This window comes from Flavobacterium nitrogenifigens, from assembly GCF_003254565.1.
GTDB classification, from domain to species: Bacteria; Bacteroidota; Bacteroidia; order Flavobacteriales; family Flavobacteriaceae; genus Flavobacterium; species Flavobacterium nitrogenifigens.
In genome coordinates, this window is record NZ_QJRI01000181.1 from 39,307 (window position 1) to 53,693 (window position 14,387).

Genomic DNA, 14,387 nt, shown 5'->3' on the forward strand with positions numbered 1-14,387 from the left:
ATCATTATTCCTGTTTTGCCTTCGTTACAATGCTTCGAAAACAAAACGAGAGCAATTTTTATTTTTTAGCTTTTGCGGTTTCTGGTTTAGCAGCTTCTGTTTTTGGAGCTTCAGTTTTTACTGATTTTGCTTTTTTATCAGATTTGTGTTTAGGATGTTTTGTAGCTTTCACTTCTTTTGCTGGAGCTGTTTTTCCATCTTTTGCAGGAAATGCGTGAACCATTGCACTTGTTCCTAAAACTGCCACTAGTAACATTAATAAATTTCTCATGATTTCTAAGATTTATGAATTAATACCTTTTATTTTACAGATCAAAATTACCTTCTGAAAATGAAGCCAAAATGAAGAAATCCCTGAATAAAAAATTTTAACTTGATATTAACGCTTTGAGTTTTTTTTACCTTATAAGTTATATAAGTTCATTTAAAAACTCTTCACAAATATGTAGACGCACTGCAGTGCGTCTCTACAAGCGCGCCTCTACAGGCGTGTCTCAACTAAAATGAACTTATATAACTTATATGGTGGAAAAAAAATCCTGTTAGTCTAATTTTTGAGAACCCAATTGTTTATTTTTACAGACTAATATTTTTAATATGTCAACTCAAAAACGCCTTTTTCTTCTAGATGCTTATGCATTAATTTTTCGTGGTTATTATGCTTTTATAAAAAACCCGAGAATCAACTCAAAAGGAATGGATACATCTGCAATTATGGGTTTTATGAACTCACTTTTGGATGTTATTAAAAGAGAAAAACCAGATCATTTAGCCGTTGCTTTCGACAAAGGCGGTAGTCATGTAAGATCTGAAATGTTTGTTGATTACAAAGCAAACCGTGACGAAACTCCAGAGGCAATTAAAATTGCTGTTCCCTATATTCAAGAGTTATTAAGAGCCATGCATATTCCGATTATTGAACTTGCGGGCTGTGAAGCCGATGATTTGATTGGGACAATTGCAAAACAGGCAGAAAAACAGAACTATCAGGTATTTATGGTAACGCCCGATAAAGATTTTGCTCAATTGGTTTCTGAAAATATCTTTATGTACAAACCTGCCCGAATGGGTAACGGAATCGAAATTTGGGGAGTTCCTGAAGTTTTGGCAAAATTTGAAATTGAAAGACCTGAACAAGTAATTGATTTTCTTGGAATGATGGGTGATGCTGTAGATAATATTCCTGGATTGCCTGGTGTTGGTGAAGTAACAGCAAAAAAATTCTTGAAAGAGTTTGGTTCTATGGAAAATCTTTTGGCTAATACAGACAAGCTAAAAGGCAAAATGAAAGAAAACATCGAAGCTAATAAAGAAAAAGGAATTCTTTCTAAAAAACTGGCTGCGATTATTACCGATTGCGATGTTACTTTTAATGAAGAAGATTACGAGCTTTCTCGCCCAGATATTGAAAAAACAGATGCTATTTTTCAAGAATTAGAATTTAGAAGAATGGCAGAGCAGTTTGATAATTTATTTAAAGCAGATGGAACTCAGACTGCTACTGCGGCTACAGACGCAAAACCAGCTAAAAAAACTGCCGCTAAAAATGAAGACCAATTTGATCTTTTTGGAAGCGCTGATGCAGACGAAGATACAGATGCCCCAAGAACTTCTTTTTATAATACTTTAGAAAACACAGAGCATTTTTACCAAACCATTCAAGGCGATTTAGGCATTAAAATGCTTTTGCAGAATCTGCAAAAACAATCTTCAGTTTGTTTTGATACTGAAACCACAGGAATAGATGCTTTGCATGCAGAATTGGTCGGAATGTCATTTTCTTATGAAAAAGGAAAAGCATTTTATGTTCCGTTTCCAGAAAATCAGGAAGAAGCAAAAGCTTTAGTCGAAAAATTTGTTCCGTTTTTTGAAAATGAAAACATTGAAAAAATCGGACAAAATTTAAAATACGATTTAAAAATCCTTTCTAATTACGGTGTAACTGTAAAAGGAAAGCTTTTTGATACTATGATCGCGCATTATCTGATTAATCCAGATATGCGCCATAATATGGATATTTTGGCAGAGACTTATTTAAAATATTCTCCAAAATCAATTGAAACTTTAATTGGCAAAAAAGGAAAAAATCAGCTTAATATGCGTGATGTTCCTTTGGAAGATATTAAAGAATATGCTGCGGAAGATGCCGATATTACGTTACAATTGAAAGAAATCTTCACAACTCAATTAGACAAAACTGAAACTAAAAAGTTATTTGATGAAATCGAAATTCCTTTAGTAAGTGTTTTGGCCGATATGGAAATGGAAGGTATTCGCTTAGATGTTGATTTCTTAAATCAAATGTCGAAAGAAATGGATGTTGAAATCAAATCTTTGGAACAGAAAATTTACGAAACAGCTGGTGAGAAATTCAATTTGGCTTCTCCAAAACAATTAGGAGATGTTTTATTTGACAAACTTAAAATTGGCGGAGCAAAACAAAAGAAAACCAAAACTGGACAATATGCAACTGGAGAAGAAGTTTTGACTTATTTGGCAAATGACAACCCAATCGTAAAAGATATCTTAGATTGGAGACAAATGGTAAAACTGCAAAGTACTTATATTTTAGCTTTACCAGAACAAGTTGACAAAAAGACCTTACGCGTTCATACAGATTATATGCAGGCAGTTGCTGCAACAGGCCGTTTGAGTTCTAATAATCCAAACTTGCAGAATATTCCGATTCGTACCGAGAGAGGCCGTCAGATTCGTAAAGCTTTTGTTGCACGTGATGAAAACCATACTTTAATCTCTGCCGATTACTCGCAAATTGAATTGCGAATTATTGCAGCTCTAAGTGGCGAAGAAAATATGATTAAAGCTTTCCAAAACGGAGAAGACATTCACAGAGCAACCGCAGCAAAGGTTTTTAATGTTGCTTTAGAAGAAGTTTCCCGTGAACAAAGAAGCAATGCTAAAACGGTAAACTTCGGAATTATCTATGGTGTTTCTGCTTTTGGTTTAAGTAGCCAAACTTCACTTTCTAGAAGCGAAAGTGCCGCTTTGATCGATGCTTATTACAAAACTTATCCGCGTCTTAAATCTTATATTTCTGAACAAGTTGAATTTGCTCGTGAAAAAGGTTATGTACAAACTATTTTAGGTCGTCGCCGTTATTTAAAAGATATTAATTCTGCTAATGCTGTTGTAAGAAGCGCCGCTGAACGAAATGCTGTAAATGCACCAATTCAAGGAAGTGCTGCCGATGTGATCAAAATTGCCATGATCAACATTCATAAAAAACTTCGTGACGAAAACTGGAAGTCTAAAATGCTTCTTCAGGTGCATGATGAGCTTGTGTTCGATGTTCACAATGATGAACTCGAAAAAATCCAGCCAATGATTAAACACGAAATGGAAAATGCTTTCAAAATGTCGGTTCCTTTAGAAGTAGAACTTGGTTTAGGAAAAGACTGGTTAGAAGCGCACTAAAAAAATATTCTTCATACTTAAAAAGCCGTTCAAATTGAACGGCTTTTTTATTCATTAAAAACAACATTGTAAGAATTTTACTTTTGCTACATTTACAGCTTACAACAACCTTTAAAGATTTAAAAGATAGTAAAATGAAGAAATATTTCTTATACCTATTTCTACTTTATTCAACAATTGCAATTTGTCAGAGCAAGATTTATTATCTCGAAGGAACTTTAGGCAAAAGCACTATTTTTATGACTGTTCAAGTTTATAAATCGGACAATGAAACAAGTCTAAATGCAACTTATTTCTACAAAAATTCATTAAAAGATATTAAGCTCGAAGGAAAATTAAACGACAGTAATAATTTCACTTTCTACTTTAAACCTGGCGATAATATTACTGAAAAATTCTATTTGAAAAAGTCGGGTAATAATTTTGATGGTTTTTGGTATGATAGCAAAGACAAGCAGTTAGCCGTTCATCTTGAACCTGTAAATTTTGATAACTATAAATCAAATCTCAAAATTAGATTTGATGATGAACGTCTCAATCTAGTAAAATATAAATTTCTGAAATTCAAAAAACAGAAAACAACACTTTATAACAACAAAGAATTTGTATGGTATTCTGAAAAACATTGCGATTCAGATTTCTTTAGATTGGAAAATAATTTCTCAGAGAAAAATAAAACTTTGATTAATCCAATTTTAGAAAAAATACATATTGAAAACACATTAGCTCAGCTTAATTGTGCGTCTAGTTTTGAATATAGCCAAGGAAAAGGCATTGAAGGAAATACAACAATTAATTTTCTGAACAATGACTTATTAGGTTTTCAAGTTTCAATGTTTTGGGATTGCGGAGGTGCTCATCCAGATTTTGGAAGCAGTGGATATCTAATTGATTTAAATTATGGAAAACAATATGGAATTGATGATATTCTAGCTTTTGACAAAAGCGTGACGGGTGACAGTGAAAATAATTTTGACGCTTTTTCAAAATACAGAAATAATTATTTTGCTTCAAAATTATTAGAAATCATCACCTCAATAGAGCAATTTAAAAAACCCGATAATGACGATGACTGCGATTATACCAACGCAGAATACTGGAAATTTGCAGCTTGGAATTACACAGAAAAAGGAATTGAATTTACTCCGAGTTTCTACAGGGCAGCCAGAAATTGTGAAGAATCTTTTTTAGTTCCGTTTGAGAGATTAAAAAAATACAAGAATCCTAAATTTCCTTATGAGCTTAAATAAAAAAATCCATTCGTTGTGACGAATGGATGTTTAGTTTTATTTTTTTCGAGTTGATTCTCTTTCTTTCAATTTTGTCTTGATTACGATTGTTTCATATTCAGAAACTGTTCCTTCAGGCTCCTCTAACCTTTCGATTAATCTTTTAGCAGCAACTTCTCCAATTTCAACACCATGCTGACTTACTGTTGTCAAACTTGGCGATAAACGTCTTGAAGCTAAAATACCATCTGCAAAACCAATAATAGAAATATCTTCTGGAACTCTGTATCCTTTTTTCAAACTTACTCGTAGAGCCGCAACCGAATCATTTTCATCTAAAGCAAAAATTCCATCAATTTTATTGTCAAAAATCGCATCAATTTTAGCTTTCATATCTTCTTCAGAATCGGTACGAAGAATAATTTTTTCATTTACCGGAATATTATTGTCCGCTAAAGCTTTCAAATATCCGTCAGCTCTTAATTTTCCAACACTCAAGTTATCTACAGAAGATATTAAAGCGATATTTTTACATCCAAGATTGATTAAATGCTGTGTTGAATTTAATGCTGAATCGAAATCATCTACAACAACTTTGTCGCAATCTACTTCATCAGCAATACGATCAAACATCACGATTGGTGTTCCGTCGTTAATTATTTCAGAAAAATGATTGTAATCTTGAAGTTTTTGAGCTTCTTCAGAAACCGAAAGGATAAATCCGTCAATGGTTCCGTTACTCAACATTTCAAGTGTATGAATTTCTTTCTCTAAAGATTCGTTAGAAATACAAGTAATTACATTATACCCTTTCTTATCGGCAACTTTCTCAATACCGCTAAAAACTTTCGCAAAGAAAGAATTTAGAATATTAGGAATAATTACCCCTATCGTTTTGGTTTTACGATTTTTTAAATTTAGACCAATAACATTCGGCTTATAATTTTTGAGTTTGGCATACTCCTTAATCTTAACCTTCGTTTGCTCACTAATTTCCGGACTGTCATTCAATGCTTTAGACACTGTTGACACAGAAACTCCTAGTTCTTTCGCAATTTGTTTTAGAGTTGCTTTAGCTTTCATCTATAAAAGTTTATGTAATTAATACAAATATAGTAGAATTACCGAAAATAAAACAAAAAACAACCATTTGTCTTTGAAATTATACTGCCTATTCGAAAAAAATCCATAAAAGAGGATTATTCTGAAACCGCATCTCCTAAAATTTCGTTAATAATTAAATACCAAACAACTATGGCCAATGTTGTTAACCTAATAAAAAACTTGATTATGAAAAACGAAGTTAAAATTCATGAAGTTGACCCTTCACTGAATAGCAGAAGGAGCTTTCTTAAGCTCAGTGGATTAACATTAGTTACCACAGGTTTGGTTCTTGCTGGCTGCAGCGATAATGACGATAACAACAATATGGAGGACACATCTTTGCCAGGAGTCAGAAATGGCATTTTTGACCTAGGCTCAGGTGACTTTGGTGTTCTCACTTACGCTTACGCTCTAGAGCAGCTAGAAGCGGACTTTTATACTAAGGTTGTAAATTCTACAAGCTTTAATACTGTATTTAATGACACTGAGCGTCAAGTTTTGACCGACTTATATCATCATGAAGTAGTTCACAGAGATTTTTTCAAAGCAGCTTTGACTGGCGCACTTCCAGATCCTAGTTCTCAATTGCTTCCGACTTTGTCTTTTACATATGGCTCTTTAAATTTTAATAGTCGTAACGAAGTTTTAGCAACTGCAAAAGCACTTGAAGACACAGGTGTTGCCGCTTATAACGGAGCTGGAAAATTGATTAAAACTGCAGATTATTTACTATTAGCAGGAAAAATTGTTTCTGTTGAAGCTAGACATGCATCTGCCATAAGAAGTTTGATCAATCCAAATTCTAAAGATTTTGCTGGAGACGATATCGTAAATATGTCAACAGGTTTAGATGATGCAAAAGATCCATCTAAAATCCTCCCGATTGCTGCTGGTTTTATTACCACAAAATTTACAGCTAAATACTTGCCTTAATCTTAACCAGTAAAACTTAGAAATTATGAACATTTTAAAATTTATAGAATCCTTTACTGACGACAATTTAATGAACAGTACTGGTTCACGCAGAGACAGTTTTTCGCAGTTTGGAAATATTGGAAAAAATTTAGCTCTAGCAACAATTCCTTTCGGATTGTCGGCTCTTACCAATAAAGCTTTCGCTAAAGACATAACAGCAACTCCTGCAACTCCTATTGGAGCACTTCAGTTTGCTTTAACCTTAGAATATCTCGAAAATGAGTTTTATGCTATGGCATTAGATTCTGGAGTAATTCCAGCTTCTGAAAATGGCGGACGCGATTTAAAAGTCTTTCAACAGATTGCAGATCATGAATCTGATCATGTCAAATTTTTAATTGCTGGTTTAGGTGGTACCGCAAGTCCGAACTTCGTTCCTAAACCCACTTTCGATTTTACTGTGGGTGGGGCATTTGATCCTTTTCATGATTATCCAACATTCTTAGCCTTAGCACAAGCCTTTGAAGATACAGGAGTTAGAGCCTACAAAGGACAAGCTGCAAATTTGATAACAACTCCCGATTTATTGACTGCTGCATTGCAGATTCATTCTGTCGAAGCTCGTCATGCTTCTGAAGTTAGAAGATTGAGAGGTTTAAAAGGATGGATTTCTAATGCCGAAAGAGGCGCTGGCATGCCTGCCGCAACACAAGCAGTTTATGATGGCGAAGGCGTAACTATGCAAGCTGGGTTTAATACTGCCGCCGCTTTTGGAGCTGCAGCAGGCTCAGAAGCTTATGATGAGCCACTTACAACTCAGCAGGTTGTTGATATTGCCAATATATTTATTGTATAATTACTTTTTTCTCTAAATATTTAACCGTCTTGACATTATTGTGAAGACGGTTTTTTTATTCATTAATTAATTAAAAAACTGAGTACCTGATTTTCAGCAGATAAAATATTCTTTCAGGTATTTGGTTTTAAAATAATTAATTGTACTTTTGCATCCCCTTTATTGGGGATGGAATGTTTAATTAAAATAATATTATGGACGCATTAAGCTACAAAACAGTTTCAGCAAGTAAAGCCACTGTAACTAAAGAGTGGATTGTTGTTGACGCTGAAGGTCATAACTTAGGACGTCTTGCTTCTAAAGTTGCAATGATTTTAAGAGGTAAGTACAAGCCAAGTTACACACCGCACGTTGACTGTGGAGATAACGTAATTGTTATCAACTCAGAAAAAATTAACCTTACAGGTACAAAAATGAATGACAAAATTTACATGCGTCATACAGGTTACCCAGGAGGACAAAGAACTTTAACTGCTAAAGTATTGCAAGCTAAAAATCCAGCTGCATTAGTAGAAAAAGCTGTAAAAGGTATGTTACCTAAAAACAAATTAGGTGCTGAACTTTTTAGAAATCTAAATGTTGTTGTAGGAGCTGAGCACAAACACGGAGCTCAAAAACCTAGAACTGTTAACCTAAATGATCTTAAGTAATGGGAGTTATTCACAAAATCGGTAGAAGAAAAACCGCTGTTGCACGTGTATACGTTTCTGAAGGAACTGGAAACATCACTGTAAACAAAAAAGAATTCGCAACTTACTTTCCAACTGCAACTTTACAATACAAAGTTTTACAACCGCTTTCTATGACAGAAAACGCTAGTAACTTTGACGTAAAAGTAAACGTTTACGGAGGTGGTACAACTGGTCAAGCAGAAGCTGTAAGAATGGCATTAGCACGCGTAATGTGTGAAGTTAACGCTGAAAACAGAGCTATCCTTAAACCAGAAGGTTTATTAACAAGAGACCCAAGAATGGTTGAACGTAAGAAATTCGGTCAGAAGAAAGCTCGTAAGAGATTCCAATTCTCTAAACGTTAATATTACCTGTCTTGTTCAGATGGGACAAGACATTATCAATTATTTATTGAAATTAAAAAACACAGTTATTGTTGCTCTCCTATCGAGGTAGGATATAGTTTAGCATCTAAATGTATAAAGCCAGAGAAATCGCCATTTATACATTGCTAATCAACAGAACGTAAACTAGTACAAAAATGGCAAACAAAATAGAAGTAAAAGAATTACTAGAAGCAGGTGTTCACTTCGGACACATGACTAGAAAATGGGATCCAAATATGGCTCCTTACATTTATATGGAGCGTAATGGTATTCACATTATCAATCTATATAAAACTGCAGCTAAAATTGAAGAAGCTAACGAAGCTTTGAAAAAAATCGCTGCATCAGGTAGAAAAATCTTATTCGTAGCTACCAAAAAACAAGCAAAAGACATCGTTGCTGATAAAGCAAAAGCTGCAAACATGCCTTACATCACTGAAAGATGGCCAGGCGGAATGTTGACTAACTTTGTAACTATCAGAAAGGCAGTTAAAAAAATGTCTTCTATCGATAAAATGAAGAAAGATGGTACTTTCAACACTTTATCTAAAAAAGAGCGTTTACAAGTTGATCGTCTACGTGCTAAATTAGAGAAAAACTTAGGTTCAATTGCTGATATGTCTAGACTACCTGCAGCATTGTTCGTAGTAGATATCAAAGCTGAACACATCGCAATAAAAGAAGCTCAAAAATTAAACATTCCAGTTTTCGCAATGGTTGATACGAATTCTGACCCAAGAGAGGTTGATTACGTGATTCCTGCAAATGATGACGCTTCTAAATCAATTGACAAAATTTTATCTTTAGTAACTACTGCAGTAATCGAAGGTCTTTCTGACAGAGGTGCTGAGAAAGAAGTTGAAGCTGCTGAAGAAGCTCCTGCTGTTGAAGCTGAAGCTCCTGCAACTGAAACTGAAGAATAAATCAAAATTTAAATTCCAAATTTTAAATTCCAAAATCCAAGACAAAATTAAAAACGTTATGTTGATAATTTATTAAAATTGGAGTTTGGGATTTAAAAGCTGGAATTTTTTACTTTTAAAAACATATTAAAACTTAAAATATTATGGCAACAATTACTGCTGCAGACGTAAATAAATTAAGACAATCTACAGGTGCCGGAATGATGGACTGTAAAAAAGCTTTAGTTGAAGCTGAAGGAGATTTTGATAAAGCTATCCAAATCCTTAGAGAAAAAGGACAAAAAGTTGCTGCTAACCGTTCTGACCGTGAGTCTGCTGAAGGAGCTGCTGTTTCTTTTATCAATGCTGACAACACTAAAGGAGCTATCATCACTTTAAACTGCGAAACTGACTTCGTAGGTAAAAATGAAGCTTTCGTTGCTTTAGCTAAAGATTTAGTAGAAAGAGCTATCAACTTCTCTTCTAAAGAAGAATTATTAGCTTCTGATTTCAACGGAATTACAGTTGCTGAGAAATTAATCGAGCAAACTGGAGTTATCGGTGAGAAAATCGAAATCGGTGGTTTCGAAATTTTAGAAGGTGCTTACGTTGGATCTTATGTTCACGTTAATAAAATTGCTGCTTTAACTGCAATTTCTGCTCCAGTTGCTAACGCTGAAGCTTTAACAAAAGACATCTCTATGCAAGTTGCTTCTATGGGAGCTGATACTTTATCTTACAAAGATTTTGATCCTGCTTTCGTTGAATCTGAACTTGCTGCTCGTATCGCTGTAATCGAAAAAGACAATGAAGAAGCAAAACGTTTAGGAAAAACTTTGAAAAATGTTCCTAAATACATCTCTTTCTCTCAATTAACTCCTGAAGTTATCAAACAAGCTGAAGAAGATGCTAAAGCTGAATTAAAAGCTGAAGGTAAACCAGAGCAAATTTGGGATAAAATTCTTCCAGGAAAAGTTCAACGTTTCATTTCTGACAACACTACTTTAGATCAAGAGAAAGCTCTTTTAGATCAAAACTTCATCAAAGATGACAGTAAAAAAGTTGGTGATTACGTAAAAGGATTCAATGTTGAAATTACAGGTTTCAAAAGAGTTACTTTAGGTTAATATATTATTTTCAATATTAAAAAGCCCGAATATTTATTTATTCGGGCTTTTTTATTTTTAGCTTTCAACTGGAAAATTTCTCGCTCTCATCAATGCATCAGATTGTGGTGCATGGCCTCTAAAATTCTCATACATCTCTTCATTATCAATCGTATTTCCAACGCTTAAAACGGTTTCATAAAGACGTTCTGAAACATTCTTATCAAACGGTCCATCTGCTTCCAGAAACGCTTCATAAGCATCTGCATTGATTACATCTGCCCATAAATAACTGTAGTAACCAGCCGCATATCCGTCACTTGAGAATATATGCGCAAATTGCGGAATTCTATGTCGCATCACAATTTCTGACGGCATATTAATTTCATTTAAAACTTGCGCTTCAAATGCCTGCGGATCGATTGTTTCGGTTGTTAAATGCAGTTTCATATCAACAAATGAGCTTGAAATCGTTTCTACTGTTGCAAAACCCTCATTAAAATTAGCTGCTTTTCCTATTCTTTCTACTAATGATTGTGATAAAGGCTCGTTAGTTTTATAATGAAGCGCAAACTTATTTAAAACCTCTGGCGTTGCCAGCCAATGTTCCAGCAACTGAGACGGAAACTCAACATAATCTCTCGCAACTGAAGTTCCAGAAAGACTTGGATAAGTAACATTAGAACATAATCCGTGAAGTGCATGACCAAATTCATGAAATAAAGTCGTTGCATCATCCCACGAAATCAAAACAGGCTCGCCTCTATTTCCTTTTATGAAATTGCAATTGTTTGACACAATAGGAAGTACATTGCCTTTTATTTTCTGCTGATCTCTATGCGAATTCATCCATGCCCCTGAACGTTTTCCTGTACGAGCGTAAGGATCAAAATACCAAAGTCCTATTGCTTCTCCTGTATTTTTATTGTTCACTTCCCAAACACGAACATCGGGATGATAAACAGGAACATCAAATAATTGCTTAAAACCTAAATTAAACAACTCGCCTGCCGTCCAGAACATTCCTTCACGTAAATTTTCCAGCTGCAAATATTGCTTAATTTCATTCTGATCTAAATCGTATAGTGCTTTACGCACTTTTTCTGCATAATAGCGGTAATCCCAAGGGTGAATTCTAAAATTTCCTCCTTCTTTATTTACCATTTCCTGCATAGCAGAAACATCGTTTTTTACTTTTTCTACAGCAGGTTTCCATACAGAATGCATCAAATCTAGCGTTTTCTGTGGATCCTTAGCCATCTTGTTAGATAAACTCCATTCAGCAAAGTTTTTAAAGCCTAAAATCTTCGCTTTTTCAGCTCTTAATTTTAAAATAGACACAAGTGTTTCATTTGTATCATTTTCATTCTTATTATCGCCTCGTTTTACGAATATATCAAAAGCCTCTTGTCTTAGACTTCTCTTGTTTGAAAAAGTCAGAAAAGGTTCAATTGAAGATCTTGTATTTCCAATACATCCCAAAACATTTAGATTCCTTTCGTTAGCTTCGGCAATGGCCGCATTTTTAAATTCTTCAGGCAAGCCATCAAAATCCGCTTCTGTTTTTAGTTCTATATACTGATCGTTTTCTTCTGCTAACAATTTTTGGCTAAATGATGTAAAAAGCGTTGCTAATTCTTGATTAATCTTAGCCACTTTCTCTTTATCTTGTACTTTTAACTCTGCTCCTTCTCTAACAAAATCGGTATAATAAAGCCATAGCAAACGTTGCTGCTCTTTCGTTAAATTATTCTTTTCATCCGATTTGTACAAGGCTTCAATTCTAGAGAACAGTTTTTCATTTTGATACAATTTATCATTAATCTCTGCCAATTTTGGAGACATTTCAGTGTCAACTGCATTAAATTCTGCAGTACTTAGATTAGATCTGTAAATACCGTAAATTGCATGAATTCGATCCAATTTTTCACCAGAAAGCTCTAAAGCTTCAATTGTATTCTTAAATGTCGGTTTTTCTGGATTATTTGCAATTGAATCAATTTCTTCTAATTTTTCCTGAATAGCAAATTTTATTGCAGGCTTAAAATCTGAAACTTTATATACTGTAAAATCTGGAACTCCTCCATAAGGCCCAGACCAATCTCTTAATAATGAATTTTCTATCTCTATTGGTGTTTTCATAACAAATGCATTAATTAGTTCTGCACAAAATCTGACTAGCAAAAAATGCAACAGAATCTCAAAATTAACCAATCAAAAGCAAACTTCATATTCTAAAGGATTATAAAAATTAATCCAATATAAAATTAATTTCATGTCATTTTATCCAATGGATTAAACAAAATAATATTTCACACTGCTGTTTTAATAAAGCATTTCATTCCGTAGGAATGTCTGATTGGTAGAATTAAAAGAAATAGTTTATTTTTGAAATATCAATATCAAAAATCAAATGTTTAGAACCAGAAAAGAAATTGTTTTTGTAATTTTAGCAGGAATATTTATTACCAATGCCGTTGTAGCTGAGTTAATTGGAGGAAAGCTAATTCAAATTGGCCCTTTTGTAATGAGTATAGGAATTTTGCCTTGGCCAATTGTATTTCTTACAACCGATTTGATTAATGAATACTTTGGAGAAAAAGGGGTAAAAAAACTTTCTTTCATTACAGCATGTTTGATTGCTTATGCTTTTTTAATTCTTTTTATGGCCATTACAATTCCTGCCGCAAAAGGAATCAGTCCTGTAAACGATGATCAATTTCAGGCAGTATTTGGGCAGAGCATGTGGATTATTGTGGGGAGCTTAATAGCTTTTATGGCTTCTCAACTTATAGATGTTTGGATATTTTGGTTTTTCAAAAATAGAACTGGCGAAAAGAAAATATGGTTAAGAGCAACCGGTTCTACTGTAATTTCGCAATTATTTGATTCATTTATAGTTTTAGGAATTGCTTTTTGGCTTCCTGGAAAAATTGATTTTGACACCTTTATATCTTCAGGATTAATAGGATACACTTTTAAATTAGCAATAGCTATTTTATTGACTCCTGCAATTTATTTAGGGCATCATCTAATTAAAAAATATTTAGACGAAGATCCTGCACATAAAGGATGAAAAATAAAAAACATATTTAGGTCATGAAAAAAATTTACTTGCTTATTTTATTCTCTGTTACCTATTTCTTTTTCAGCTGTGGCAATGACGAAAAAAAACAGCCTAAAGAAGCCATTCAACCTGTTAACAAGTTAACACCAGCTCCTGTCAAAAAAGGTGTAAAAATTTCATCAAAAAGCATTAAAACCTCTGAAGAATTTGGAGTAGAAAAAACCGCTGCAAATCAAAAAGTTTTCGCTGTAAAAAATGCCATTGCGATAACTCCAACTCCTGATCTTGAAAACAAAACTCAAAATGCAAATATTGATATTAAAAAAGAAGCAAATGACAAATTGCTAAACTTTATTAATATCCGAAAGATCCTTGATAATTGTAAAATGGGTCAAACAATGACACAAAAAGAGCTGACGCAAAACTTCGAAATTCCTGAAGAAGCCGTTAAACTAGTTAAAAGCGTTACTAAAACGGCCGAAAATGAGTTGTCCGTTAAATGGAAGTCAACTTGGCTTGTCGAAAAAGTATCAGATGCTGAACTTGAAGATGGCAAAATGAAAGTAAAATTCAAAGCAAATAAAATGTACATGTCGGGCAATGCTATCGGCATTAAATACAACAGGAAAATCTACACTAATTTAATTATAATTGGACGCTCAGCTTATATTCCAACTGTAAAAGGATATAGCTGGCAGATTGGAAGATAAAATTAG

At 33.8% G+C, this 14,387-nt stretch carries 13 protein-coding genes; 10 read left to right on the top strand and 3 right to left on the bottom strand.

Annotated elements, in window-relative coordinates; genetic code table 11:
- Positions 1–58: 58 nt before the first annotated feature.
- Positions 59–271 (bottom strand): hypothetical protein, encoded by a 213-nt coding sequence (locus DM397_RS20210; RefSeq protein ID WP_111379254.1) that lies wholly within the window; start codon positions 269–271, stop codon positions 59–61.
- 326 nt (positions 272–597) lie between these two features.
- On the opposite strand from DM397_RS20210, the gene polA reads away from it, so the two are divergent.
- Positions 598–3,435: a DNA polymerase I gene (gene polA / locus DM397_RS20215; protein WP_111379255.1), complete on the top strand. Its 2,838-nt coding sequence runs from the start codon at positions 598–600 to the stop codon at positions 3,433–3,435.
- Between the two features lie 134 nt (positions 3,436–3,569).
- Complete coding sequence (locus DM397_RS20220; RefSeq protein ID WP_111379257.1) at positions 3,570–4,685, top strand: hypothetical protein; 1,116 nt, start codon at positions 3,570–3,572, stop codon at positions 4,683–4,685.
- Positions 4,686–4,721: 36 nt separating this feature from the next.
- Here DM397_RS20220 and DM397_RS20225 read toward each other — a convergent pair whose 3' ends face one another.
- Entirely contained in the window at positions 4,722–5,747 is a 1,026-nt protein-coding gene (locus DM397_RS20225; protein WP_111379258.1) for a LacI family DNA-binding transcriptional regulator, read from the bottom strand.
- Positions 5,748–5,954: 207 nt separating this feature from the next.
- Between DM397_RS20225 and DM397_RS20230 the strand changes: the two genes are divergently transcribed.
- From DM397_RS20230 to tsf, 6 genes are all read left to right on the top strand, one after another.
- The gene (locus DM397_RS20230) at positions 5,955–6,701 is read left to right on the top strand and encodes a ferritin-like domain-containing protein (RefSeq protein WP_111379626.1); all 747 of its coding nucleotides are present in this window, start codon (positions 5,955–5,957) and stop codon (positions 6,699–6,701) included.
- A 25-nt stretch (positions 6,702–6,726) separates the two neighbouring features.
- Positions 6,727–7,539 (top strand): ferritin-like domain-containing protein, encoded by an 813-nt coding sequence (locus DM397_RS20235; RefSeq protein ID WP_111379260.1) that lies wholly within the window; start codon positions 6,727–6,729, stop codon positions 7,537–7,539.
- A gap of 194 nt (positions 7,540–7,733) precedes the next feature.
- Positions 7,734–8,189 carry a 50S ribosomal protein L13 gene (gene rplM, locus DM397_RS20240; protein WP_111379262.1) on the top strand — a complete coding sequence of 152 codons (456 nt, stop codon included), beginning with the start codon at positions 7,734–7,736 and terminating at the stop codon, positions 8,187–8,189.
- Positions 8,189–8,575: a 30S ribosomal protein S9 gene (rpsI, locus tag DM397_RS20245; RefSeq protein WP_008466792.1), complete on the top strand. Its 387-nt coding sequence runs from the start codon at positions 8,189–8,191 to the stop codon at positions 8,573–8,575. Before rplM ends, rpsI begins: the two co-directional genes overlap by 1 nt.
- Positions 8,576–8,751: 176 nt before the next feature.
- Positions 8,752–9,519 carry a 30S ribosomal protein S2 gene (rpsB, locus tag DM397_RS20250; RefSeq protein ID WP_111367996.1) on the top strand — a complete coding sequence of 256 codons (768 nt, stop codon included), beginning with the start codon at positions 8,752–8,754 and terminating at the stop codon, positions 9,517–9,519.
- A 143-nt stretch (positions 9,520–9,662) separates the two neighbouring features.
- A complete protein-coding gene (gene tsf, locus DM397_RS20255; RefSeq protein ID WP_111288029.1) occupies positions 9,663–10,625 on the top strand; it encodes a translation elongation factor Ts in 963 nt (320 codons plus the stop codon).
- A gap of 57 nt (positions 10,626–10,682) precedes the next feature.
- On the opposite strand, the gene DM397_RS20260 is transcribed toward tsf, so the two are convergent.
- Positions 10,683–12,746 (bottom strand): M3 family metallopeptidase, encoded by a 2,064-nt coding sequence (locus tag DM397_RS20260; protein WP_111379263.1) that lies wholly within the window; start codon positions 12,744–12,746, stop codon positions 10,683–10,685.
- A 271-nt stretch (positions 12,747–13,017) separates the two neighbouring features.
- On the opposite strand from DM397_RS20260, the gene DM397_RS20265 reads away from it, so the two are divergent.
- Entirely contained in the window at positions 13,018–13,680 is a 663-nt protein-coding gene (locus tag DM397_RS20265; RefSeq protein ID WP_008466784.1) for a queuosine precursor transporter, read from the top strand.
- 23 nt (positions 13,681–13,703) lie between these two features.
- Positions 13,704–14,381 carry a hypothetical protein gene (locus tag DM397_RS20270; protein ID WP_111379265.1) on the top strand — a complete coding sequence of 226 codons (678 nt, stop codon included), beginning with the start codon at positions 13,704–13,706 and terminating at the stop codon, positions 14,379–14,381.
- Positions 14,382–14,387 lie beyond the last annotated feature (6 nt).